Annotated in this window: 29 protein-coding genes; 13 read left to right on the plus strand and 16 right to left on the minus strand. The window is 59.5% G+C overall.

Annotated features, from left to right (window positions below):
• Positions 1-67 precede the first annotated feature (67 nt).
• Positions 68-1,075 carry an MBL fold metallo-hydrolase gene (locus tag AC1DZ5_RS14455; RefSeq protein ID WP_477890195.1) on the plus strand — a complete coding sequence of 336 codons (1,008 nt, stop codon included), beginning with the start codon at positions 68-70 and terminating at the stop codon, positions 1,073-1,075.
• A gap of 9 nt (positions 1,076-1,084) precedes the next feature.
• On the opposite strand, the gene rocF is transcribed toward AC1DZ5_RS14455, so the two are convergent.
• Both rocF and AC1DZ5_RS14465 read right to left on the minus strand, forming a co-directional pair.
• Complete coding sequence (gene rocF, locus AC1DZ5_RS14460; RefSeq protein ID WP_477890197.1) at positions 1,085-1,999, minus strand: arginase; 915 nt, start codon at positions 1,997-1,999, stop codon at positions 1,085-1,087.
• On the minus strand, positions 1,996-3,003 hold the full coding sequence (locus AC1DZ5_RS14465; protein WP_477890199.1) for an asparaginase: 1,008 nt from the start codon (positions 3,001-3,003) through the stop codon (positions 1,996-1,998). Before AC1DZ5_RS14465 ends, rocF begins: the two co-directional genes overlap by 4 nt.
• Positions 3,004-3,106: 103 nt before the next feature.
• Between AC1DZ5_RS14465 and AC1DZ5_RS14470 the strand changes: the two genes are divergently transcribed.
• Both AC1DZ5_RS14470 and AC1DZ5_RS14475 read left to right on the plus strand, forming a co-directional pair.
• A complete protein-coding gene (locus AC1DZ5_RS14470) occupies positions 3,107-3,964 on the plus strand; it encodes a phytanoyl-CoA dioxygenase family protein (RefSeq protein WP_477890201.1) in 858 nt (285 codons plus the stop codon).
• Between the two features lie 34 nt (positions 3,965-3,998).
• Positions 3,999-4,664, plus strand: a complete 666-nt coding sequence (locus AC1DZ5_RS14475; RefSeq protein ID WP_477890203.1) for a ProQ/FINO family protein — start codon at positions 3,999-4,001, stop codon at positions 4,662-4,664.
• Between the two features lie 7 nt (positions 4,665-4,671).
• Here AC1DZ5_RS14475 and AC1DZ5_RS14480 read toward each other — a convergent pair whose 3' ends face one another.
• The 3 genes from AC1DZ5_RS14480 to AC1DZ5_RS14490 are packed head-to-tail and all read right to left on the minus strand — an operon-like array spanning position 4,672 to position 6,693.
• Positions 4,672-5,163 carry a 3-hydroxyacyl-ACP dehydratase FabZ family protein gene (locus AC1DZ5_RS14480; RefSeq protein WP_477890205.1) on the minus strand — a complete coding sequence of 164 codons (492 nt, stop codon included), beginning with the start codon at positions 5,161-5,163 and terminating at the stop codon, positions 4,672-4,674.
• A complete protein-coding gene (locus AC1DZ5_RS14485; RefSeq protein WP_477890207.1) occupies positions 5,160-6,422 on the minus strand; it encodes a beta-ketoacyl-[acyl-carrier-protein] synthase family protein in 1,263 nt (420 codons plus the stop codon). The genes AC1DZ5_RS14480 and AC1DZ5_RS14485 overlap by 4 nt, the downstream gene beginning before the upstream one ends.
• Before the next feature lie 10 nt (positions 6,423-6,432).
• Complete coding sequence (locus AC1DZ5_RS14490) at positions 6,433-6,693, minus strand: acyl carrier protein (RefSeq protein ID WP_477890209.1); 261 nt, start codon at positions 6,691-6,693, stop codon at positions 6,433-6,435.
• Between the two features lie 194 nt (positions 6,694-6,887).
• On the opposite strand from AC1DZ5_RS14490, the gene AC1DZ5_RS14495 reads away from it, so the two are divergent.
• Genes AC1DZ5_RS14495 through AC1DZ5_RS14510 form a run of 4 tightly spaced genes read left to right on the plus strand, consistent with a single transcriptional unit; the run spans position 6,888 to position 10,560 of the window.
• Entirely contained in the window at positions 6,888-8,138 is a 1,251-nt protein-coding gene (locus AC1DZ5_RS14495) for a beta-ketoacyl-[acyl-carrier-protein] synthase family protein (RefSeq protein WP_477890211.1), read from the plus strand.
• An 8-nt stretch (positions 8,139-8,146) separates the two neighbouring features.
• Positions 8,147-8,893 (plus strand): lysophospholipid acyltransferase family protein, encoded by a 747-nt coding sequence (locus tag AC1DZ5_RS14500; protein WP_477890213.1) that lies wholly within the window; start codon positions 8,147-8,149, stop codon positions 8,891-8,893.
• A 3-nt stretch (positions 8,894-8,896) separates the two neighbouring features.
• Complete coding sequence (locus AC1DZ5_RS14505; RefSeq protein ID WP_477890215.1) at positions 8,897-9,685, plus strand: glycosyltransferase family 2 protein; 789 nt, start codon at positions 8,897-8,899, stop codon at positions 9,683-9,685.
• Between the two features lie 5 nt (positions 9,686-9,690).
• The gene (locus tag AC1DZ5_RS14510) at positions 9,691-10,560 is read left to right on the plus strand and encodes a class I SAM-dependent methyltransferase (protein WP_477890217.1); all 870 of its coding nucleotides are present in this window, start codon (positions 9,691-9,693) and stop codon (positions 10,558-10,560) included.
• Between the two features lie 42 nt (positions 10,561-10,602).
• Here the strand turns inward: AC1DZ5_RS14510 and AC1DZ5_RS14515 are convergent, their stop codons facing one another.
• The 11 genes from AC1DZ5_RS14515 to AC1DZ5_RS14565 form a co-directional block, all read right to left on the minus strand.
• Positions 10,603-11,763 carry an ABC transporter permease gene (locus tag AC1DZ5_RS14515; RefSeq protein ID WP_477890219.1) on the minus strand — a complete coding sequence of 387 codons (1,161 nt, stop codon included), beginning with the start codon at positions 11,761-11,763 and terminating at the stop codon, positions 10,603-10,605.
• Between the two features lie 2 nt (positions 11,764-11,765).
• Entirely contained in the window at positions 11,766-12,632 is an 867-nt protein-coding gene (locus AC1DZ5_RS14520; RefSeq protein ID WP_477890221.1) for an ABC transporter ATP-binding protein, read from the minus strand.
• A 53-nt stretch (positions 12,633-12,685) separates the two neighbouring features.
• A complete protein-coding gene (darH, locus tag AC1DZ5_RS14525) occupies positions 12,686-13,678 on the minus strand; it encodes a BtrH-related acyltransferase DarH (protein ID WP_477890223.1) in 993 nt (330 codons plus the stop codon).
• Complete coding sequence (locus tag AC1DZ5_RS14530) at positions 13,675-14,070, minus strand: DarG family dialkylresorcinol biosynthesis protein (protein ID WP_477890225.1); 396 nt, start codon at positions 14,068-14,070, stop codon at positions 13,675-13,677. Before AC1DZ5_RS14530 ends, darH begins: the two co-directional genes overlap by 4 nt.
• Entirely contained in the window at positions 14,070-15,203 is a 1,134-nt protein-coding gene (locus AC1DZ5_RS14535; protein ID WP_477890227.1) for a beta-ketoacyl-ACP synthase III, read from the minus strand. Before AC1DZ5_RS14535 ends, AC1DZ5_RS14530 begins: the two co-directional genes overlap by 1 nt.
• Positions 15,193-16,200: a dialkylrecorsinol condensing enzyme gene (locus AC1DZ5_RS14540; RefSeq protein WP_477890229.1), complete on the minus strand. Its 1,008-nt coding sequence runs from the start codon at positions 16,198-16,200 to the stop codon at positions 15,193-15,195. Before AC1DZ5_RS14540 ends, AC1DZ5_RS14535 begins: the two co-directional genes overlap by 11 nt.
• Before the next feature lie 42 nt (positions 16,201-16,242).
• A complete protein-coding gene (locus tag AC1DZ5_RS14545; protein ID WP_477890231.1) occupies positions 16,243-16,845 on the minus strand; it encodes a hypothetical protein in 603 nt (200 codons plus the stop codon).
• The gene (locus tag AC1DZ5_RS14550; protein WP_477890233.1) at positions 16,842-17,909 is read right to left on the minus strand and encodes a beta-ketoacyl synthase N-terminal-like domain-containing protein; all 1,068 of its coding nucleotides are present in this window, start codon (positions 17,907-17,909) and stop codon (positions 16,842-16,844) included. Before AC1DZ5_RS14550 ends, AC1DZ5_RS14545 begins: the two co-directional genes overlap by 4 nt.
• Complete coding sequence (locus tag AC1DZ5_RS14555) at positions 17,906-18,187, minus strand: phosphopantetheine-binding protein (protein ID WP_477890235.1); 282 nt, start codon at positions 18,185-18,187, stop codon at positions 17,906-17,908. The genes AC1DZ5_RS14550 and AC1DZ5_RS14555 overlap by 4 nt, the downstream gene beginning before the upstream one ends.
• 64 nt (positions 18,188-18,251) lie before the next feature.
• Positions 18,252-18,839, minus strand: a complete 588-nt coding sequence (locus AC1DZ5_RS14560) for a chorismate--pyruvate lyase family protein (protein ID WP_477890237.1) — start codon at positions 18,837-18,839, stop codon at positions 18,252-18,254.
• A 19-nt stretch (positions 18,840-18,858) separates the two neighbouring features.
• Positions 18,859-19,575, minus strand: coding sequence for a phosphatase PAP2 family protein (locus AC1DZ5_RS14565; RefSeq protein ID WP_477890239.1), 717 nt, complete (start codon positions 19,573-19,575; stop codon positions 18,859-18,861).
• A gap of 125 nt (positions 19,576-19,700) precedes the next feature.
• Here AC1DZ5_RS14565 and AC1DZ5_RS14570 point away from each other — a divergent pair, with 125 nt between their 5' ends.
• The 6 genes from AC1DZ5_RS14570 (at position 19,701) to AC1DZ5_RS14595 (ending at position 23,876) form a co-directional block, all read left to right on the plus strand.
• Positions 19,701-19,988: a phosphopantetheine-binding protein gene (locus AC1DZ5_RS14570; protein WP_477890445.1), complete on the plus strand. Its 288-nt coding sequence runs from the start codon at positions 19,701-19,703 to the stop codon at positions 19,986-19,988.
• Positions 19,985-20,629 (plus strand): COG4648 family protein, encoded by a 645-nt coding sequence (locus tag AC1DZ5_RS14575; RefSeq protein ID WP_477890241.1) that lies wholly within the window; start codon positions 19,985-19,987, stop codon positions 20,627-20,629. The genes AC1DZ5_RS14570 and AC1DZ5_RS14575 overlap by 4 nt, the downstream gene beginning before the upstream one ends.
• A 1-nt stretch (position 20,630) precedes the next feature.
• Complete coding sequence (locus AC1DZ5_RS14580; protein WP_477890243.1) at positions 20,631-21,236, plus strand: LolA-related protein; 606 nt, start codon at positions 20,631-20,633, stop codon at positions 21,234-21,236.
• Between the two features lie 104 nt (positions 21,237-21,340).
• Positions 21,341-22,081, plus strand: a complete 741-nt coding sequence (locus AC1DZ5_RS14585) for a polysaccharide deacetylase family protein (protein WP_477890245.1) — start codon at positions 21,341-21,343, stop codon at positions 22,079-22,081.
• A gap of 99 nt (positions 22,082-22,180) precedes the next feature.
• Positions 22,181-23,374 (plus strand): beta-ketoacyl-[acyl-carrier-protein] synthase family protein, encoded by a 1,194-nt coding sequence (locus AC1DZ5_RS14590; RefSeq protein WP_477890247.1) that lies wholly within the window; start codon positions 22,181-22,183, stop codon positions 23,372-23,374.
• Between the two features lie 40 nt (positions 23,375-23,414).
• Positions 23,415-23,876, plus strand: a complete 462-nt coding sequence (locus AC1DZ5_RS14595; protein WP_477890249.1) for a hotdog family protein — start codon at positions 23,415-23,417, stop codon at positions 23,874-23,876.
• Positions 23,877-23,881 lie beyond the last annotated feature (5 nt).

Below are 23,881 nucleotides of genomic sequence, written 5' to 3' on the forward strand. Positions count from 1 at the left end.
CCTGCCCACCGTCCTGAATCACCGCCCTAAAGTGGCGCATGCGCTCGGTTGCGGCATCATGCGGCCCATGAATACTCCCGCTGCGTCCCCACCCCGCTTTGGCAATACCGACCCTGCGGTGGTGATTGGCAATTTCCCCTGGTATGAAATGGTCTGGCGTTCGCTGCGGGGAGACTTCAAACCCCAATCCGAGCCTGCGGGCGGATACGCCGCGTTTGCGCGGGAGTGGTCGGTGCCGGTGGACCATGGCCGCTTGTTGCAGCAGCCGGAGGTGCCTGCCGTGACGTGGCTGGGCCATGTCAGTGTCTTGCTGCAGGTGGCGGGTTTGAACGTGCTGATGGACCCTACACTGGCTGACTTTGCCGGCCCCATGGGCAAGGTGGGTGCGGCCCGCCGGGTACCCGCGCCGTTGACGCCGGAGCAATTGCCGCGCATTGATGTGGTGCTGATTTCGCACAACCACTATGACCATCTCTGCGACGCCACGATCCGCCGCCTGCTGGCTGCCGGGCAAACGCCGGAATTCATCGTGCCCCTGGGGCTGAAGGCCTGGTTTGACAGGCGCGGCATCGCCAATGTGACCGAGCTGGACTGGTGGCAGACCTTTGACCTGCCGCACCGGCTGCGGGTGCACTTCACGCCGTCGCAGCACTGGAGCCGGCGCACACCGTGGGACACCAATGCCTCTCGCTGGGGTGGCTATTGCCTGGAGTGGTTGCGGCCCACGCAGTCGCCGTGGCGGTTTCTCTTCCCCGGCGACACGGGCTACAGCAATGACTTCAAAACCATACGCCAACGCATAGGCGCCATGGACTTTGTGGCACTGCCCATAGGCGCCTACCTGCCACGCGACTTCATGAAGCCCATGCACGTGAACCCCGACGATGCGGTGCAGCTGATGCTGGACTTGGAGGCCAAGCAGGCCATGGGCGTGCACTGGGGGACCTTTATGCTGACGCAGGAGGCGTTTGACCAGCCGCCCAAAGATTTGGCCGCAGCGCTGGCGCAGCGTGGACTGCCGCAAGACCGGGTGTGGCTGATGCGCCATGGCGAGACGCGCAGCATCCCGCTGTAGGCCGCAGGCCTATTTGCGCATCAAGGTGCTTTTGCCAAAGAGCGATTCGATCAGGTCCACCGCCACCTCGGCCGTGCGGTTGCGTTCGTCCAGCGCGGGGTTCAGCTCAAACACATCCAGGCTGGCCATGCGGCCGGTGTCAGCAATCATTTCCATGCAGAGCTGCGCCTCGCGGTAGGTGGGGCCGCCACGCACCGTGGTGCCCACGCCGGGTGCAATGTCGGGGTCCAGAAAATCCACGTCAAAGCTCACATGCAGATGTGTGTTGCTGTCGATCAGGGCCAGCGCCAGCTCCATGGCCGCACGCATGCCCATCTCATCGATGTAGCGCATGTCGAAGACTTCCAGGTCCTGCTCGTGCACAAAACGCTTCTCACCCTCGTCCACACTGCGGATACCGATCTGCCGCACCCATTTGGGACTGATGGCCGGCACCTGACCGCCAATCTCGATCAGTTCTTGCGGACCAAAGCCACACAGGCAGGCCACGGGCATGCCGTGGATGTTGCCGCTGGGCGTGAGCGTGTTGGTGTTGAAGTCGGCATGCGCATCCAGCCACAGCACGCGCAGCTTCTTGCCCACGTCGCGGCAGTGGCGCGCCACGGCGCTGATGGAGCCTATGCCCAGGCAATGGTCCCCACCCAGCACAATGGGCAGGCGCCCGGCCTGCAGCTCGGCATACACGGCGTCGTGCAGGCTGCGGTTCCACGCCGTCACCTCCGCCAGGTGGCGGTAGCCGTTCACGGGTGGTAGCCAGGGGTTGCTGGGGCCGCTGAGGTTGCCCTTGTCCAGCACCTCCAGCCCGTGGGCCTGCAGCACGCTGGTGATGTTGGCCACGCGCAGGGCTTCGGGCCCCATGCTGGCGCCACGCGTGCCCGCGCCAATGTCGGTGGGCGCGCCAATCAAGCTGATCTTGTGGTTCATGGGGTTTCCAGTTGGAACACAGGGAGCCGCTCGCCCACCAGCATGCCGCGTGCGTTGCGAATCTCGGCCGCGCGCCATGGCTGCAGCGCGGCGCGTTGGGCATCGTCCAGCCAGCCCAGCTGGTTCAGTATCTCCACGCTGGCCGCAAACAGCGCGGGTTTGTTGCCGTCGATGATCTTGAGCGCAAAGGCCTCGCCGCGGCGCTTGCTGCCCACCACCTGCACGCCATCGGCCCCCACCTTGCTGACCCAGTCGCCCCGGCCCACACGCATGAAGTCCAGGTCGTTGCGGCCCGTGCCGCTCACCATCTCGGGGTGGGCCGTCATCGCCTCGCTCAGCAGTGCAAAGCTGGCGCCAAACTCGGCGTCTTGCGCGCCACTGGCCAGGCGCGCGTAGCCGCGGGCCAGGTTGGAGAGCGGCATGGCGAAGTTGGGCGCTGAGCAACCATCAATGCCGCGCGGCATGTCCTGCACGTCCATGCCCACGGCGCGTGCCACATCGCGGGCAATGGCCTGCTGCAGCGGGTGGTCAGCCGCGGTGTAGTCGTCCAGCGGCAGGCCGTGCTGCACGCAATAGGCCACAAAGCCCGCGTGTTTGCCGCTGCAGTTGTTGTGCGCTTCTGTGTAGGTGGCGCCCTCAGGCGCGCCCTTGTCAAAGTAGCTGAACAGCAGCGGCACATGGCAGCCGCAGCGCAAGGTTTTGTAGGTGTGGCCGGCCTTGGCCAGCATGCTGTTCGCGCCCTCCACATGCATGGCCTCGCCGTTGTGGCTGGCACACAGCAGCGCGTTCTCGGCCTGGGTAAAGCCAAACTGCGCGGGTCCACCGGCCTCCACAAAGGGCAGAGCCTGCAGCGCCTTCAGCGTGGAGCGGGTGAAGGTGACCAGGTGCGGGTCACCCGCAAAGGCCTTGAGTTGGCCGCTGCGGTTCACCACGGCGACTGCGCCGAAGTGCAGGCATTCGGGCGTGCCGCCACGGGTGAGCTGGATCAGGGGGGCAAGGTTCACGGGTTATCTTCTCCTGCTGACAAGCGTATCCGAATTGCTCCGGTTTGTGCCCTGGCTGTCTATACTGAAACGCTATGGCCACCGCCCAACTTTGCATAGCCCCATGCTGACACCCGATCAGAAAACCCGTTACCAGGAAGACGGCTTCCTTATCCTGCCGAACTTCAAGTCGGCCGCCGAAATCGCCGCCGTGCGTGCCCGGGCCGAGGCCATCGTCGAGGCCTTTGACCCCAACGAGAGCAAGACCATCTTCACCACCAACGACCAGGTGCGCCAGGTGGACCGCTACTTTCTGGATTCGGCCAACCGCATCAGCTGTTTTTTTGAGGAAGAGGCGTTTGGCCCGGATGGCGAGCTGCGCCAGGCCAAGGCCCTGTCCATCAACAAGATTGGCCACGCGCTGCATGACAAGGACCCGGTGTTCGAGGCCTTCAGCCACGGCGTTGCCCTGGCCGAGGTGGCCGCGGATGTGGGCCTGACCCAACCGCAGGTCTGGCAGTCCATGTACATCTTCAAGCAGCCTGGAATCGGCGGCGAGGTGGGCTGGCACCAGGACGCCACGTTTTTCGACACCACGCCCATCAGCGTCACCACCTTTTGGTTTGCGCTGGAAGACGCGACGCTGGACAACGGCTGCCTATGGACCGAACCCGGCGGCCACCGCGGCCCGCGTGGCGTACTGCGCGAGCGCTTTGAACGCCGTGGGGACGCCATCACCATGCACAAGCTGGATGCCACTCCCTGGCCCGCCAGCAATGTGAATGCAATTCCGCTGGAGGTAAAAGCCGGCGCCCTGGTGGTCTTCCATGGGCTGCTGCCGCACTACAGCGCGCCCAATCGCTCGGCGGTGTCGCGGCATGCCTATACCTTGCATGCGACGGATGTCAGCACGCAGTACGCAGCGACCAATTGGCTGCAGCGTGGAGCGGAAGACCCGGTGCGGGGCTTTGTGCTGGCATGATCGAGGACTTTTCCCAGTCTCTCTAAAATTTTGCATGACCGCTACTTTGCCAACCGCACCCGAAACGCTTGCCGCCGAGGCCCCCGTGGCTGCTCCCAAGCGCGCGTCCAAACCCGATGTTTTGCCGGTGTTGGAAAAAATGGCGGCGTTCTACCCCCATATGTTTGGCGCCACCTTTCTGCCCATGAAGCGCGGCGTTTTCCAGGAATTGCTGGATGCCCACCCTGATGTTTTTGAAAAAGACAGCCTCAAGGCGGCGCTGTCCCACCACGCGCGGTCCACCCGCTACCTGACGGCCGTGGCCTCCGGCGAAGACCGGTACGACCTGCAAGGCAAGCCCGTCGAAGCGATGGCCCCCGAGCATGTGCACCACGCCTTGCTGGAAGTGTTTCGCCGCCGCCACGCCCGCACCAAGGAAGACCTGCGCCCCAAGCTCGTGCAGCGCATCGTGGCGGCTTTTGAGGCCTCGGGCCTGACACCCCAGGCCTACAGCGAACTGGTACGCAGCCGCGACGAAGCCGCCAACGCGCTGCTCGACGAAGCCATGGCAGTAGCCAACGCCCAAGCCGCCAAGACCGAGGCGCTGGCAAAGGCGTTCAAGGCGAGTGGGAAAACCGTGGAAGTGTTTGCCGACATGTACGGCATGGACCCACGTGCGGTGAGTCGGATGCTGGCGCGGGCGACTGTTGCCTCAGCGTAGCAGTGAATCACACTACGAAGGAAGGGAGTAGTGTTCGGTCCGCGTAGACCATCAGGGTTTCCAATTGGGCCACTTCGGAGCCTTCCACCAGTGCCTGGGCGTTGATCTGAACCGCCGCATCTCCGATCTGGCGACAGCGAATTTCGAAGGTGACATCCTGCTCGGGCAGGACCGGGCGTTTGAACGCGCAGCGCCGCACTGAAGCCAGCACACCGATGCGATCGCCCGGCAAGGATTGCACATAGGCATCTGCGCTCAATAACCCCGCGCCTGCAAGTTGTGTCACCGATTCGATCAGCATCACCCCCGGTACGAGCGGGTAGCCAGGAAAATGCCCCTGGATCAGCGCGTTGTCCAGGGCCCAATTCGCGATCGCCGTGTATTCACGAGGGGCGCGTGCAATCAATTGCTTGCAAGCAAAGATGGGGCCCCGATGCGGCAGCAGGCGCTCAATCGCATAGCGATCCAGCGTGAACGGAAACTCGGGAATGGGGCTCATTGCCCGGAAAACCGACGAGCGATCAAGGATGCGTTGCTGCCCCCGAATGCAAAGGAATTTGACATGACCGCTTCGACATGGCAGCCGTGGCGTGCTTGCAGCGGAATGTAGTCCAGGTCGCAACGCGGATCGGGGGTGTCCAAATGTGCCGTGGGGGGCAAGGAACCGCTGTTCATGGCTTCTATGCTCAGTGCCAGCTCCAGCGCACCGGCCGCGCCAATCAGATGGCCATGCATGGACTTGGTTGAACTCACGGCAACCTGTCGGGCCGCACTGCCAAAGGCTGCATGGATGGAGTGGGTTTCGATGACATCGCCCGTGTCGGTCGCGGTGCCGTGGGCGTTGATGTACTGAATTTGCTCTGGTGCCAGGCCGGCCTCCTGCATCGCTTGCTGCATGGCGTGGACTTGTCCGTCCACGCTGGGGGCCGTCAGGTGCTGTGCATCGCTGCTGCAGCCATAACCCACCAACTCTGCCAATACCAATGCACCCCGTTGTCTGCAGCGGGAGATGTTTTCGAGCACCAGCGCGGCTGCACCTTCGCCGATCACAAATCCGTTGCGATCGGCAGAAAACGGGCGGCAGCTCCGTGCGGGGTCGCTGGCATCCGGTTTGGCCATGACGCGCAATGCATTCCAACCCATCATGACTCCGGGGTTGAGCATCGCCTCCGCACCGACCACTACGGCTGCATCCAGGTAGCCATGGCGTATCGCTCGATAGGCTTCGCCAATGGCGATAGCCGATGAGGCGCAGGCCACCGCATAGGTATTGCTGGGGCCGCGCAGTCCATAGCGCATGGTGATGGCGGCCGCAGCGGCATTGGCCATGATGCGTGGCACGGTCAGCGGGTGCATGACAGTGGGGTCTTTGTGCTTCAGTTCAGGGTCGGACAGCGTCTTGTAGAAGCGTGCGTACAGGCTGTCACTGGTTTGCGCGCCCCCAAAGCCAATGCCAACGAACACGCCGACGCGGTGCGAGTCATTCGGTGAAACCGAAAAACCGGCCTCCGCAACTGCCTGGGCCGTCGCCACGATGGCGAACTGGGTTGCTCGGTCCAGTCCCTGGTCGGCGCGCTCCAACAAGGTTTGCGGTTCTGTGCGGGATTGGGCCACCACGACATGGGGTAGCCATTGGGCGATATCTGCGGGGCAGCCGCCAATGCCGCTTCGGGCCTCCAGGGCGGCAGAGAAGGTACTGGCCTTGTCAGCCCCCAGGGGACAAATGATTCCAGAGCCGGTGACAACAACCTTATTCACATGGTGTCGCTTAAGTCGCGGTGGCTTTGGCCTGTGTTTGTTCCTGCACCATGGCCTCAATGGCGGCCACCATTTCGACAAACGTCATGGGTAGAAAAACCATGGGGTCTGGAATTTGAAAACCATATTTGTCTTCGACTTCAAAAAGCATTTCCACCAAACCCAGGGAGTCCAGCTTCAGGTCTGCTACTTTCAAATCCGGGTTTGAAAATACCTGCGGATCGGTACCCGCAGTCTCCACTAAATATTTCTTTATTTGTTCAATTAACATGCTCTTTGCCGGATGGACATTGCTGCCGAATTGTATCGGAACGCCGCGCCGAAGCGCGCGGCTACGAGGCTCCCGATAATCACGTGCATTAGAATCCGACGCAGCGGCACACCATTCTTTTGTGCACTTTTATTTCATTTTTGACTATGGCCGCGCCGGCATTACCGACCAACAGATTGAGCCCGCAGTAATCCATGAGCAAGGCGCGTAGTCGAAGAGTAGCGGTCACTGGCTTGGGAATGGTGAGTCCGTTTGGTGGCGACGTTGACGACTTCTTTGAGCGCATCCTGGGGGGCGAATCTGCAGTCCGGCTGTACGAGCACCCCACGTCACCTTCCCGTCTGGTGCAACCCGCTGTTATCTGCAGCCATTTCGATGCCGAAAAAACGATTGGACGGGCGATCAGCCACGTGACCGATCGGTTCAGCCAGCTCGGTGTCGCGGCGGCACTTTCCGCCTGGGATGATGCGGGGCTGGCGCGCGAGGGTGCAGGGGCCGATGACTACGGCGTTTCTTGGGGCACTGGCGCTGGTGGCATGTTGACCTACGAAAAGAGTTACCGCGACATTTATCTGCACGACAAGCAGCGCGTCTCGCCGCTGTCGGTTCCCATGGCGATGAACAATGCCGCTGCCTCTCATATCGCCATGGCGCTGGGATTGGGAGGCGCCTGCCTGACCTATTCTGTAGCGTGTGCCTCGTCTACGGTTTCAATCGGCGAGGCATTTCGCCGCGTTCAGCGCGGCGAATCCACATTGGTTGTGGCGGGCGGCTCCGAATCGCCGATGGCATTTACGATCATGCGCGCCTGGGAAGCCATGCGTGTGGTGAGCAGCGTTACTGAAGATGTGCACAGCGCGTGTCGGCCATTTCAGCAAGGACGCAAGGGCCTGGTGCTCGGCGAGGGGGCGGCTGCACTGGTGTTGGAAGACTGGGGCCATGCAGAGCGACGCGGCGCCCGGATCTACGGTGAGTTGGCTGGGTTCGGTCAAAGCTGTGACCACCTTCATTTGGTGCGTCCCGATGCGCGGGGGCAAGCCCGGGCCATGGAGGCAGCACTGCGCGACGCCGAACTCACGCCGGAACAGGTTGACTATGTCAATGCCCATGGCACTGCCACGCAGGAAGGCGATCCGGTTGAAATCAGTGCCCTCAAGTTGGTATTCGGTACATACGCGGAGCAACTGGCTGTGAGTGCAACCAAGTCCATGCATGGGCATTCGCTGGGGGCTGTGGGGGCTGTAGAGGCCGTGATTACCGTGTTGGCGTTGCACAAACAGGCCATTCCGCCGACGGCCCATCTGGAGCAAGTGGCCGCAGATTGTCTGGGCGTTCGTCATGTGAAGGGTGCGGGGCTGCGGGGCGCTCCGCTACGGGCTGCCTTGAGCAACTCCTTCGCATTTGGCGGTAGCAATGCCGTGCTGGCCTTCCGCGCCGTGGATTAACTCATTTGATGCCGTCATTTAGCCATCTCTACTCCGCTGCGCGCCTTCGCTTCGCTCTGTTGACGCTGGGCGCAGGGTGTCTGCTGTGGACCGCGCTGGCATTGCCTCTGGGATGGGTGTTGCCACAACGGCTCGGCCGGTGGGTGGGACGATGGATGGCGACGCTGGGATTTCGCGCCTATCTCTGGCTGCTGCGCGTCATTGGTCTGGGGCGCTTTGACATTACCGCGCTGGACGCACTGCGCGGTGCGGGGCCACTCATTCTGGCGGTCAACCATCCGGGGTTGCTGGACGCCCTGATGGTTTTGTCGCGACTGCCGAATGTGACTTGTATTTTCAAAGCCTCGTTGATGCGTAATCCCTTGTGGGGAGCCGGCGCGCGACTGGCAGGGTACATCCGCAATGATTTGTTTCTCGAAGCTATCAATCTGGCAGTCGAAGAGTTGCATGGTGGCAGCCAGTTGCTGCTGTTCCCGGAAGGGACACGTAGCGACCCCATGCCGCTTGGCGAGTTCCAGATCGGGGCGGCCTATGTCTCGTATCGATCCGGCGTTCCTATTCAGACCATCATCATTGAGCAGGACAGTGGGTTTTTGGGCAAAAATTGGCCCTGGCTGAAGCGACCTGACATGCCCATGTACTTTCGCATTCGTCTGGGCCAGCGGTTTGATGTGCCGACCAATCCCAAGGTTTTCACGCAGACGCTGCATGATTATTTCCAGAGTGAAATTACCCCGCTCCCGCGCAAAAGCTGACCAATGCCCACCCATTTCGCCGTGCCTTCTTCCAGTCATTTGGTGTTGATTCCCAGCTACAACTCCGGTGCCAAGGTCTACGAGACCGTGGCCCAGGCACGCGCGCACTGGAACCCGGTGTGGGTGGTGGTGGACGGAAGCACCGACGGCACCGCCGCCGTGTTGCAACACATGGCCGCCAAAGACGACGGTTTGAAGGTGTTTGTGCTGCCCCGCAATCAGGGCAAGGGTGCGGCAGTCTTGTACGGGTTGGACGAAGCCTCGCTGCAGGGTTTCAGCCACGTGCTGTGCATGGACTCGGACGGGCAGCATCCGGCGGATCTGATCACAAGCTTCATGCAGTGCTCGCAGGCATCGCCGTCGGCCATGGTGCTGGGCGTACCGGTGTTTGATGCGAGTGCACCGTCGCTGCGTGTGCGCGGGCGAAAGATATCCAACTGGTGGGCCAATCTGGAAACTTTATGGGCTGGCATCGGCGATTCGCTGTACGGTTTTCGCGTCTATCCAGTCGAACCCCTGCGGGCAGTAATGCGGGAACAACGCTGGATGCGACGCTTTGACTTCGATCCCGAGGCCGCGGTGCGCTTGTGTTGGCGCGGTGTGGTGCCCATCAATCTGCCGGCGCCCGTGAAGTACTTGCAGGCCCATGAGGGTGGTGTCTCGCATTTTAATTATCGCCGCGACAACCTGTTGCTGAGCTGGATGCACTTTCGCCTGATGGTGGCCTTTGTCTTGCGCCTGCCGATGTTGATCGCTAGGAAATTCGGTTCCCATAGGCTCAATGGAGCGTAGAGACCATGTCCGCCACTGTCTTGATGCATTTGCTGCGAGAACGCATGTACTGGGGGCGCCTGCCTCGGGTGCCGGAGCCTAATCTGGTGATGGAAAGTGAGGCGCAGACCAAAGCCTTTGCCCTGGCGGGGGAGCAGGATGGGGTGCTTGCCTTTCTGTATCTGTACAATGCGTTGCAGATCACCACGTTGCTGCAACCGGGGGACTGCGTGCTGGACTTGGCATGCGGACCAGCCAATCAGTTGATACAGATGGCGCGCCTGAATCCTGATGTGCAGTTTGTTGGCATTGATGCTTCCGCCAGTATGCTGCAGTACGCGCAAGGCGCGCTGGAGCGCGCCGAGATTTGCAATGTAGCGTTGCAGCAGGGCGATATTACGCGCCTGAGTAACCTTGCCGATAGCAGTGTGGATTGTGTGACCTGCACCATGTCACTGCACCATTTGCCGGATTTGGCAGCTTTGAGGGTGGCGATGCAGGAGATTCGTCGGGTGCTGAAACCCCAAGGGCGGTTCTATCTGGTGGACTTCGGGCGATTCAAGTTGCGCAGCACACAGCATTTCTTTGCCAATGACTTGGGGCAATCTGCGCAATTCACTGACGACTATCACAACTCACTGAAAGCGGCCTTTAGTGTGGCCGAGCTGTCAGAGGCGGCAGCGCCGTTGCGGGCAGACATGCAGCGGCATGTAACGTCGCTGGCACCATTTATGGTGGTGCTCAGAAGCGAGCGCAGTCAACCGCTGGATGCTCCAACCTTGCAACGCGCCAAGCAGCAGTTCTCCAGGCTGTCGACTTTGCAGCAGAACAACTTCCGCAGCTTGGCGGGCTGGTTCAAGTTGGGCGGCTATTCCACGCCCTGTGCGTTGGAATAGCCGCGGAGGCTTGAAGGGGATTCTGAACAGTTCCCAAGGGACTTAGCGTCGGAACAACAAGTAGGCGCCGGACAACATGAGCGCCGAAAATCCGCACAAGCGTCCCACCCGTGGAAGGACCGCAGTGACGTCTGCGCCACGCAAGAGCACATCAAGCAACGCCTCCAGGCCCCAATTCATGGGCGAATAGACGGCGATCTGTTGCATCACCTCTGGCATTACAAACAGGGGCACCATGATGCCACCCAGCGCCGCCATCAGGACATTGAGGATGGGCCCCAGCGTGGCGGCTTGGGCATGGGTGCGCACCAAACAGGCAATGGCCAAAGCCAGACTTACGGCGGCGGCACTGATGGACATCAACACCAGTACCAATGCGCTCCAACCAATGCCCTGCAGTGATAATCCGTCGCCACCCAATACGGGCATCAACCACACGCCTACTGACAACATCAAGGCGGCTTGGATCCCGTTGACCAACATGTAGGGGGCTACTTTTGCGGCCAACAGGGTTGCGGGAGACGCCCCCAGGCTGCGCAAGCGTGCCAGCGCGCCGCAACTGCGTTCCTCGACAAACAGGCCTGCGATGGATGCGACTACAAAGAACATTCCAAACACCAACCAGCCTGGCACGCTCTGCTGAACGGAGCTGGGGCGCACGTTCTTGCCGGCACGCTCCGCCGTCACCAGCGTATTGGTGAACAGAGATTCACTGGCCTGCGCAAGGTCGCCCTCGACCTTGAGTTGCGCCAGCATGCTTTCTGTGCGCAATTGCGCCACGTGCATCATCAGGCTGGCCTGGGTACTTTCAAACAGTCCTTGGTCCAGCCCCGGTTCGACAAAGAGATGCACTTTCTTCCCCTCTTCTCCTTCCGGCGCATCGTCCAGCGCTTGGGCAAAGTGGGCGTCTACCTGCAACACGTATTTCAGTTCACCGGCGCGCAGCGCGTCTTGCCAGTTGTCTTGCAATGCGATGGGCGCACCGTGTTCTTTGCGCCATGCTGCGAGCAGGCTTTCGGTCTTTGGTCCGTGATCGAGATTGACCACCGCATAGCGCAATGCCTGCACCCTTGGCGAATACACGTCTTTGAGGGCCATCGACATGACGATGATGAACACCATGGGCATCAGGAACAGGGCCGCCAATCCGTGCAGATCGCGCGACAGCGCCAGCAATTCCTTTTTGGCAAGGGCAAGAAACATGTTCAGTCCCGGAGTGATCTGTGGGTCAGCGACATGAACAACTGTTCCAGGTCAGTCTGGCCGTAGCGAATCTGGCGCAACTTCCGTCCGGTTTCGGCAATGCTGCGCAGCAACTCTGGCAATCGCTCCTGATCGCTTACCGCAAGCAACACACCGCGACCTTGTGTGTTGGTCGGTCCAAAACTGGCAAGCAATTGCACCAACTGCTCCTGTGCGGTGTCCTCGTCAACTTCGACATACAGAGTGGTCGGGCCCACAAGCAAATCTTGCAGCGTACCTTGGCACAACACGCGTCCTTGATCGAGTATCACGATGCGGTCGGCAATGGCCTGCACTTCTTCCATGTAATGCGAGGTATAGATCACCGCCTTGCCTTTGCGCGCCAACTGTTTGACGGCGTCCAGCAGAAAAGCGCGCGATTGTGGATCAACGCCCACGGTCGGTTCATCAAACAGGATGAGATCGGGGCTGTGCAGCAGGGCGATGGCGAGGTTCAGCCTGCGCTTGAGCCCACCGGACAGCCTCTGCGCCTGCACTATGGTGTAGCTCTGCAGTTGGGCGATGGCAATGCATTCGTCGATCCGCTGCCTCTTGACGCTGCTTCGCAGTCCGCCAACACCGGCAAAACAGTCGAGATTTTCGCGAACGCTCAAGCTGGGGTAAAACGCATACTCCTGCGGCGCAATGGCGATGACGGTTGGGCGTGACCGACGCAATTGCAGCAAGGGCAGGCCATCGATGTCGATCTGGCCCTGTTGCACGGCCAGCATGCCGGCGAGTTGCGCAATCAGCGTGGTCTTGCCAGCGCCGTTGGGTCCGAGCAACCCCAGCACTTCACCACGCGCTGCGCTGAACGTGACCTGTTGCAAGGCCGACGTCGTGGCAGTCGCATAGCGAAATCCCAGGTCCCGTATAGACAACATTACGCGACGGCTTTGCGCAGTGCGCGAAAGAACTCTTTTTCCTGGTCTGCCAGTGTGCGCAGCGCGGTGGCCAGCGCGGGAAAATCAACGGGATCGCGGCCCTTGATCATGCGAACGGCGTGTAGTGCAAAGCCACGCCAGTCGTCGCCAATCGCATTGAGGCGGTCTGCCAGCTGTTCCAGCTCTGGTTGCGCGCAGACGGCCGCAGCCTCTTGCAGAAAGCTGGCATACAAAAAGCGAAAACCCGCACCACCCGTGCCAATCTCCTCCTGCATGCGTACGATGTGGCCGATATAGTTCATGCCGTATTCGTTTGCGCTCAGACGCTCAATCTTGTTGGCCAGCATGCGCATGCCGCGTATCCCTATGACGGGAATCGGTCCCAGCATGATGCGTGTGGTCTTGACAATGGCCCGGCGCACGGCGTCACGGGTGACATCCATGCGTCCTGGCGTATCCGGGTAATACAGCAGCCCCTTGGGGGCTAGTACCCCTTTGGCAAAGCGCGCGCGCTGCAAGTCGGCACTGGCGCAGCGCTGGGGATCTTCCGCGACCGGATCACTGATCAAATATTCGTCCCCTTCTTTGCCGTAAACCAGGAGGTTGTGGGCATTGAAGTGAAAGCGCATGTCTTGCGGAAAATAGGGCAACCAATAGACCGAGGTCTGCAATCCAACCACCTTGCCTTGGTCCAGCAACTCATCGAGTCGAAGTCGGCCCTTCTCAGCGTTGCGGAAGGTCTCGAAATGCAGCTGCACATCCAAAGGTTTGCGTAAGCCCTTAAGGATGAACTTTGGTGGCATGCGGTAGGCGATCAGTGGAAAGCCGGTGAGCTTCACAAACGGCAGGTAGGCAAACGACAAAGCCGAGGAAAGTCCAAAGGCCATGGCTTCCGACACATTTGCGCCGCAGTGCCTGAGCATGTTTGACGCCACCCCACTCTCGCAGTGGGCCGCGTGATGGTGCTGGTAGACGGGAGCAGGTACGCTCATGGCAGTTGTAGTAGTTGTTCGACACGCAAACCGAGCGCCTGGGCATAGCGCTCCAGCAGCTTCGGCGAAAGACGGGCAAAGGTGTGAGGCCGCAGGTGACGGCGGATGCGCCATTGCCAGATGCCCGTCACTTGGGATAACAATGGCAAATCCATGCGCTGCGCCCACATCCAGAATTCCAGCGGGGCTGTCTGCCCGGCCAGGCAGCGTTTGCGTGCATCTTCGGCGAAAGTCTGCAGCCGTTCAACCGCTTGCAGGGTGACGGTTTCATCGACTTCCGAGCCACGTGAAGCCACCAGGACCATGCGTCCACTGGCGTCCTTTGCATAGAGCGCCTTGCGGTGATTGCCCAGCGTACGATTACCTTCCTGCGGTACATCGGAGACGTTCATCAGACTGCTTCCATGAAAACAAAGCCGCTGGAAAAGCGCCCGCTTTCCGGCGCGAAAAGGAGCAGCGTGTCACCGCGCTTCAGGCGGCCGCTACGGAACAATTCGTCCAGCATGATGAAAGGAGATGCGGACCCCGTGTTGCCTTTTTCTGTCAGGTTGGTGAACCAGCGCTCGCGCGGAATATCGAGGCCCAACTCCGCCAAGCTTTGTTCTATGGGTCGGGCGAAGTAGTTCGACGACATGTGCGGCAAAAACCAGTCGATACGACGCTGGTGCAAATTGCGCTTGGTGATCAGTGCGCGCAGCGGCTGCGTCAATGTGCTGCGCACTACATGTTCATTGAGCAGGCGCACATCTTGTTTGATTGAAAATACGGAACGTGTGGCGCGATCCTCATGATTGAACTGTTGCCATCCGATCAAACCGTCGTTTTCGCTCTTGTCTGCGCCGCAGTACATACAGGCGGGCAACTCATGCGCAGCCGAGGACAACTCAATCCACTCCACGCGCAGGCTCAACTTTTCGCTCGGAGCGTTTTCCAGCATCACTGCGCCAGCGCCATCGGACAGCATCCAACGCAGAAAATCTTTTTCAAAAGCCAACTCCGGGCGGCCTTCCAGGTCCTGGGAGTTCTTTTCGTACTCGGCGTCGAAGTTGCGCGCATGCAAGCCCAGCGAGGCTAGCTCCGAGGCGACTGCCACGCTGCGTTTTGCTTCACCCGCCCGTATCGACAGCCAGGCATGTTTGAAGGCGGCAATGCCGGAAACGCAAATGCCGGCCAGCGACACCACCTCCAGGTGGGGCCAACCCAATTCACCATGCACCATAACGCCGTGCCCCGGCATCAGCTGATCTGGGCAGGAGGTGGCTGCCGCCAACGTGTCCACCTTGCCTATGGGGCCCAGATTCTCGATGGCTCGCGCCGCCATCTGGGCATTGGTCATAACGGCTTGACCGGTTGTTCTGTCCAGAGCGTAGTGGCGCTGCCGAATGCCATTGTTGCGCAATATGAGACGGCGGGCTTTGGACGGCTTGCCACCGACCATGCCCAGCACCTGCTCGATTTCGTCGTTTCCCACTGGCGCCAGCGGCAAATACGATCCGGTTGCCGTTATATAAACATCAAGAGCCATACGTTCTCATTCGCTCATGGCCCGACCCCGAAGGCATTTCGTAGCGCCGCTTCACAGCCGCCAACCGTCGCCCAATGAACGGTCGCAACAAAGCCTGCAATAGCAGGCTAAGTGGAACCACGGTCAGGATCAACAGTATCAGGAAGATGATGTAGAGCAACAACAGGGGTTTGCGCAAGGGGGCTTGAGGCTCGCCGGCAGCGCGCAGCAGTTTGCCCCACAAATAAAAGCTGCGGGTGCCAGCACGCTCGCTGACCAGCAAACCAGGGTTGGCCTCACAAGCTTGGAGTCCGTGCAACATCGGCCCTGGTTCGCACTCGGCGCTGGCGCGGAGGCCATCGCGCAACGCATAGCCAAAGCGCGCCGCTTGCGCAATGCTGGCGTCGTCAATGCCGGCTGGCGGTAGTCCCCACAAGCGCTTCTTTCCAGTCAGCAGCCACCAAGGTGTGGTTACCAGGGTCGTCAAAGTCGGACCGGGGTCGATTAGCACCACATTGTCAATAAGACGAGCACCACAGACCGATAGCATCAGTTTCATCTTTTCTTGCGCCAACATCCACATGTTGCGACAGGCAATTACGGTGACTACCGGCTTGTCCTTGAGCAAACGCTGCGCAAGTGGGTGCTGCAGAAACGCGGTGATGGGCAATGATGGTGCCAAAAACCACACCTGATAGGGCAGGATCACCAGATCAAAATCCTCATCGCCCCGTAGCGTCAAGGGCTCCAGTGCCGGCCCCACCATATGGGCCGACTCGGGGAAAGCATCGAAAAATCGGAACGGTGACCAAGGAAAGGGATATGCCTTGCACGGGCGAAGTACTTCCACATGCACTTCAATACCGTTATCCCGCCGCAGTGGCGCCAGGATGCTCTCGGCTATCCGCGTCAACTGCCCGGTTTGGGAATAGGCGATCACCAGAATCCGTTTGGTTCTGGAAACGACGCCCCCTCTCCCTGCATCTTCTTTGTAATGATTATGTCGAGATGAATGCACTGAAGTCACTTCTATGCCAGCACTTTGATCGGCATTGGCGGCTTATGAACCAATGATAACCTCTACGCCCAACGGCCCCAGCCGCAAATGGCTGGCCTCCTGCACCAGCTTTGTGAGGTTGCTGGCTCCTTGCCAATCAGCCAAGGGGTTGCCGTCTGGGGCGGTGCTCGGCTCAAGCCGTAGCCAGTAGCTGCTTTCAATGTCCAGTTCGTTGACCCAACCCACCAGCAAGCCGTCCGCATGACTGTCTGCGATAACCAATGCCAATGCCAGTACGGTGAGCGGGTTCGGGTTGGTGACAAAGCGTGCGTCACCGCACCATCGCAGTTGGGCCGACAGAGCGGCCAGCAACTGGCTGGGTTGCGTTTGTAAAAACGCCAGAGGTAGCGGCAGGCTTTCGCGCGCCTGCGCCAAGGCCTCATGCATGGCCCCTGCTGGCCCATGTTGGCTACAGAGTACCAGGGCGGCCTGTGTCGCCAATGTGCTTTCCCCACCGTTGGTAACGCATTCCAGTGCACCGTACACGCCCAGTTCGGTCCATCTTCCCAGGCGCCGCGGCCGACCACCCAGGCGAATGGCAAGTTGTTCACGCCAATCTGCCGGAGGAAGAGCAGCGCAGCGTGCGCGGATGCGGTACACCTTCATGACGGGTTGCGCTCCAGCACGACGGCAGCGTGGCTGCCCCCAAAACCAAGAATAGTCGCCAGCACGCAGTTTTGCCGCAAAGGTGCCTGTGACGCCAGTTGGACATCCAGCGTCGGGTCGGGCGCGTTGTCGAAGCTCGGCCAATATCCGCGTTCCAGGCATTCCAGGAGCAGTGCAATTTCGGCGGAACCAGAGGCCCCCATGCAGTGTCCGATCAGAGGCTTGAGGGAGAGCAATGCGGGCATGCGGGTAAAAGCGATGTGCAACCCGCTGGCCTCCACCGCATCGTTGCCGGGACTGCCGGCTGCTTGTACTTTGATGAGATCCACATCGGCAGCATTCTTGCCGCTGGCCACCAGCGCGCGATGGCACATCAACGCCACCGCTTGGACCGATGCGCCTGTTGGCTGGGTGCCATCCACCACATTGGCGCCACCGCGCAACACCCACGATGAGGGTTCCACCGTGGACAAACGCAGTGCTGCAACCGCTTCACCGAGCACCAGCCCATCCCGCTGCAATGCAAATGGTTTGCAATGGCTGGAACTAAGCAACTGCAATGCAAAGAAGCCGGGCAAAGTAAGCTGATTGTCCAACTCAATCCCCAGCACCAAGGCTTCTGTTGCATTCCCTGCGCGCAGCCATTCGGTGGCACTCAGCAAGGCCTGCATGCTAGAAGTACAAGCACTGCTGATCAGAAATACCGGGCCAGCCCAATTCAACCATTCCCCAATCCGGTGCGACAGTGCGTGGAAGTTCATGTCGCGCTGGGGTTGTTCGGCAGAGTCTCCGTCTTGACAGGACATGGCTATGAACAAGGCGCCATGCCTGGCTTGCGAGGCGCCCGCGTCGGCAGCCACTTGGGTGATCAATGCCCGTGCCCGTGCGTCCCAGCCGCCTTGCGCGGAGTCGAGAATGCGCCGATAGGGCACGCTGCCGTGGTCCCTCAGCGAATAGGTTGCTACGGGGTGTGTCGTGGCCTCATTCAAATGGGCCAGTGTCTGTTCCAGATTCAGGCCCAACGCGGATGCCAGCGCACGACCCGCCAGATACACCTGCTTCATTTGCGGTGAGCCGCGATGTAGTTCGCCAGTACGGTCAACGACGCCAACGCGCGGCGCAAGTCTTTGCTATCGGCCATGCGTATGCCGTACTGCTTCTGGATGGCCACGGACAATTGCAAACCGTCCAGCGAGTCCAAATCCAGTCGCGACTCCGGTCCAAACAGCGGCTCATCCGGACTCAGGCCTTCCTTCGGCTCCCGGGCATCAACAGCGTGCAGCAACAGTTCTTTGACTTCGTTCAGGAATACCGGATCGGGTGTCGCGAGGCGTACATTCATGTAGTTGAGTCCAAAATGGCAAGGCCGCCAGAAAAGCTATTTCAGGGGTGGAGAATCTCGTATTTCATAGCGCGGCGCTATTGTGACGCGCCGGAGGCAGCGCGGACAACGCGGGCAGAAACACCTCAGTGACCAACAGGCTGGAACCACGTCGTGTAAACAAGGAGCGCCTGGCGAATAGGCTGGTCGTTTCTGCCTTCACCAATTGCATGCCAAAAATCCGTCGCATCAGCGGGTGGGTGGTACGCAGTTGCGCGTATTCCAGACGGCCCCGCGTCACTTGGGGATCTTGAAACAAGATACTGCCCAAAGATTTGTGCCCCAGTGCAGCAAACAACGGCCATTGGCTGCCGGTTGCAGACAACGGCAATACCGTGTGTGCATAGACCACGGGAGCCTCGTCGCAGCGCAGCAATACGTTGCGCTCCACCGCATTCGCCCGTGTGGCCAAGCCAATGGCATGGAACTCGTCATACAGACAGGGCGCAATCTGCTGCTGCAGACGCTGTACGCGGAATAGCTCGCACCGTGCAGCCAAGCGCATTGTCAGTGACTGTGGGTTGGTCAGCCAATCATGCATTTCCGTCGAGACAGCGTGCTTGTGGATATGGGAGTGCCAATTCGCTATTGCAGGGAAGTACGGAGGATTCATCGTTCTGCAAAAAAACTTCTCATTGGCTGGCCGCCTGCAACGGCTGCAATTTACGGTCCAACCGTCGACTGGCTATTGCAAATGCGGCGCCCAGCACGGTGCCGGCGAACACATCCAGCGACACATGCTGTTTGGTCGCCATCGTGGAATAAACGATGGCCGCTCCCCACAGCATCTGAATAGTCTGGGCGCGCCAATTCATGCGCATCTCCACCATCAACCAGTACAGCCAAAAACTTGAATACACCGCCGTTGCCACATGGAGCGACGGACAGGCATTGCCCGCCGCGTCAACGCTTTTGAGAAAGGCAACTCCAGGATACAAGTCCCAGTCAATCTTGGCAGGGGGGACGGCGTTCGGCAACCAATAGAAAATTGTCAAAGCAAGCAGGCACATGGCGCCCACCCACACGCCAAAGTTCAGCAGCCGTTTGCGCGCAGGCATCAACATTACCGGAAATGAGCAATAAATCCAAAGCGATAGATAGGGAATCAACGCCAGTGGCGAAAAACCAATCCACTGGTCCACCATGGTGAGAGGTACGGTCTGCACGGGGAATGCGGGGTTCTTCAGCAAATGGAGGTACGCCCAAAAGAAAAGCGATATGAAGGCTCCGGTGCCGAAGAATTTGAACCAAAAATCATTCAGAAAAATCGTGCGCCAATCCAAAGTGGATTGGGCAGTCTGACTGGCGGGCGCAAGCGCAGGAGGGCACAGAGGAAATTTTGATTGCATTAAAATGCCTAGATTGACGTCCTTGTGGCATTGGCGCCAGCAAGTATTCTTCGTGCGTGCACAACCTTGGTTGTGCAGCAACTCCGGCAGACTCGCAAGTTGGTACTGCTTTTATCTTTTATAACATGACTAACTCATCCAGCGCCCCTTCAACAAATGCAGACCTTGAGCGCGAGGTTGCACAGTTGATCGTCTCCGCACTGAACTTGGAGGTAGCACCGGAAAGCATTGAAGCTGAGGCCGAATTGTATGGCGATGGTTTGGGGCTGGATTCCATCGATATTTTGGAAATCGCACTGGTTGTATCCAAACAATATGGTCTTCAGATGAAGGCGGAAGGCGAGGACAACTTCATCGTCTTTAAATCGCTCCGCAGCCTGAGCGCGCATATCGCAGACAAGCGCACCAAGTGACCCGTTTTACTCGGTTGGTAGCAATGGTGGCGGTGGCTTGTGTCGGTGCCACGTACTTGGCATTCAGCCACCTGCTAACTATTGAGAAACATCCCAATCCGTTGATGCTGGCTGTGGGAGTCGCTCCGCTATCGGCCATGGCCATACTGGCCGCGTGGCATTCCCGCATGCGGTGGATTGCCCTGACGGCGCTGGCCATAGTGGCGCTGTGCGTGATCTTGTACCTTGATGAGTTGCGCAACCATGTCAATTGGCTGTACTTTGCGCAACATGCTGGGGCCATGACCTTGCTGGCCATCACCTTTGGAAGCACGCTGGGCCGCGGCGACGCTGACGCACTGTGTTCACGCGTTACCCGCCTCTTACTGCCCAGTCCGGCCGACCCGGTTTACATGCGTTATACGTGGAAAGTCACGTTGGTGTGGACTGTTTATTTTGTCGTCAGTGCACTTTTGTCCGTGGGGCTTTTTTGGGGGGCACCACTGGTCGTATGGTCCTTCTTTGCCAACCTGTTGACACCTGTGACCGTGGGCTTGATGTTTGTTATTGAATACTTGGTGCGCGTACGCATGTTGCCTGACCGTGAGCACTACAGCGTCGCGCAAATCGTTCAGGCGTACCGGGCTTACGAGCGGAGCTGACATGTCATCGTCTGTGCGTCAGCGCTGGTCGCATCAAATCATCGTTTGCATTGCATTGGTGGGCCTCTTCACCAGTATCAGCGGATACGCCGCCGACTGGTCCTTGCAGGAGTTAATGGGTTTGCTGGCTCAGCAAAAGTCTGGCAAAGCCAATTTCGTCGAGAAAAAATTCATTAACTTTCTGGACAAGCCGCTGGAATCTTCTGGCGAGCTGTCTTTCGAGGCGCCGGATCGACTGGAGAAGCGGACATTGAAACCACGCTTTGAATCCATGCTGCTTGAGGGTGACAAGTTGACCATCAACATGTATGAGAAGCGCCCGTTCAACTTGCGTCTGCAAGATCATCCGGAAGTTGCCGCCATGGTCGAAAGCATTCGTGGCACCTTGAGCGGTGATTTGGTTGCGCTGGAAAAGAACTATGCCGTTGAATTCAGTGGCGCACAGAGCAAATGGTTGTTGACATTGACCCCGGTGAATAAGGCAGTGGCCAAGGTTGTGCGCAAGGTTCAGCTCGGTGGTGCAGATGCAAACGTCAAAACCATCAGTTTTGAGCAAACCGATGGGGACCGCCTCGAAATGACGATCTCCAGAGGCACCGCTCCGTGAGCACGCCCCCCCCCGCCAAAGCCAAGGCAGCGAGTTCTGCCACCCTAGGTCCGTGGCGCCCAACCCCGTTTCTGTGGGGCCAATTGGTACTGCATTGCGCTGCGATGGTGCTGCTGGTAATTTGGCCGCAACAATGGCGCTGGGCCGCGGCGACGCTGCTGTTGAGTCATCTGTTGATGATGGTCACCGGTCTGTGGCCACGCAGCACCTGGATGGGGGCTAATCTTGTACGGTTGCCCTCTGCAATAGGGCGGAGCGAGGTCGCTATTACCATTGATGACGGCCCAGACCCCGAGGTCACTCCGCAGGTGTTGGAAATCCTTGCGAGGTATGGTGTCAGGGCCACCTTCTTTTGCATAGGTGCTCACGCCGATGCATACCCGGAGTTGTGCCGGGAAATGGTTGCTGCCGGGCATCGCATCGAAAACCATGGTGCCCGCCATCCGACCCTGTGCTCACTGTCGGGGCCTGCAGGGTGGCGCAGCGAAGTTTTGGGTGGGCAGCAAACGTTGCAGCGCATTACCGGCGAAGCCCCGCATTTCTACCGAGCGGTCGCCGGATTGCGAAATATTTTCCTGGCCCCGGTGCTGCATGGTGCCGGCCTGCAGTTGGCGAGCTGGACCCGTCGTGGCTTCGACACCCGGGAGCGCGATCCCCAAAAAGTGCTGGAACGCCTGACCCGCCAGTTGGCCGCAGGCGACATTTTGTTGATGCATGACGGCAATGCGGCACGCACACGCACTGGTGAAGCCATGGTGGTTGCCGTGCTTCCCCGGCTGCTGGACGCCATACGGGAGCGCGGACTAAACCCTGTTACGTTGATTCACGGGTGTAGGCCGGACTGAAGCGGCGGCTGGTGGAGGCGAAGGTATTGCTGCCCACTTTGAATTCATGTCCAGATCTGAGTCAAGTAGAATTTCCGCGTTTCATCATGCGAATTCCTTGTGCAGCCACTACTCATCAATGCATTCACTGTCACCACCGCTGTGGGATGCGGCATTGCAGACACGCTGAGCGCATTGCGCTCGCAGCGCACCGGACTGCAGGAGCGCAGGTGGGAAACGGTTGACCTGCCCACCTGTCTGGGTGAGGTCGAAGGTGTGGACGCAGTGTCCATGCGTGCTGACCTGACAGGGTTCGACTGCCGCAACAATCGCTTGGCGCAATTGGCCCTTGAGCAGGACGGTTTTGTGGACAGCGTGCAAGCCGTCGCACGCCGATACGGCAAAAAGCGCGTTGGGGTGTTCCTGGGTAGCAGCACCTCAGGCATCCTGAGTTCAGAACTGGCCTATCGCGAGCGTGATCCGGTTAGTGGTGCTTTGCCGATGCACCACAACTACCGCCAGACGCACAACATGTTTTCTGTGGCGGACTTCGTGCGCCACTACGTGGATCTGCAAGGTCCGGCCAACGTGGTATCCACCGCGTGCTCGTCCAGTGCCAAGGTGTTTGGCATCGCCCAGCGGATGATCCATTGTGGGTTGATCGATGCGGCGGTGGTGGGCGGGGTGGATTCCCTGTGCCTGACCACGCTGTACGGCTTCAATTCGCTACAGCTGTTGTCTAGCCGAAAGTGCATGCCGTTTGACGCCGGACGCGACGGCATATCGATTGGCGAAGGGGCCGCATTCATACTGCTTGAACGCGCCGACCGGGCTCAAACCGGTGACATTGTGCTCAGCGGCGTCGGTGAATCCAGCGATGCACACCACATGTCGGCACCACATCCCGAGGGCTTGGGTGCACGCATGGCGATGCAGGCTGCGTTGGATATGGCTGGTCTGCCACCTCAGGCCATTGATTACGTCAACCTGCATGGCACAGCAACCCCTAGCAACGATGCGGCCGAAGACAAGGGTGTGACCTCGTTGTTTGGCAGCATTACGCCCTGCAGCTCTACCAAAGGACACACTGGTCATACGTTGGGTGCTGCAGGGGCTGTGGAAGCCGTGATTTGTATGCTGGCACTGCGCCATGGCTTCATGCCCGGAGGCGTGGGCACCATGAATCTTGACCCCAATTTGCACTGCAATTACCTGTTGAAGAACCGGGAGTGGGACCTTGCGCATGCACTTAGCAACTCCTTTGGCTTTGGCGGCAGCAATTGCAGTCTTTTGTTTTCCAGGAGCTTGGCATGATCGTGTTGCCCCGGCTTAGGCGCACTGCTGTGCCGCAACCATGAAAGTGGGGCGCGACTGGATTCAAGCCCACATTCCGCACCAAGGCAACATGTGTTTGCTGCATGCGGTAGATCGATGGGACAACACGGAAATCGTCTGCGTAGCGACGGGCCACACGGCGCCAGACCATCCACTGCGCAATGCCACGGGATTACCCATCGTTGCAGGTATTGAATATGCGGCGCAATCCATGGCGGTGCATGGCGCACTGCTTGCAACATCAGATGAGACTCCGGAAGTGGGCTACTTGACCAGCGTGCGCAATGTGCAATGGTGGACGCCGAGACTGGATGATCTGGGAGCCGAACTATGTATTCAGGCCACTCGTATCTCCGGTAATGATGTCAGTCTGCTGTATAACTTTGCGCTCCATTGCAGTGGTCGTTTGCTGCTGTGTGGCCGTGCCAGCGTCATGATCAAGCCCTCGGCTGCGTCCGGAACACTCCCACCAAATCCATGACAACT

Source organism: Rhodoferax sp. P1_F3 (assembly GCF_056405715.1).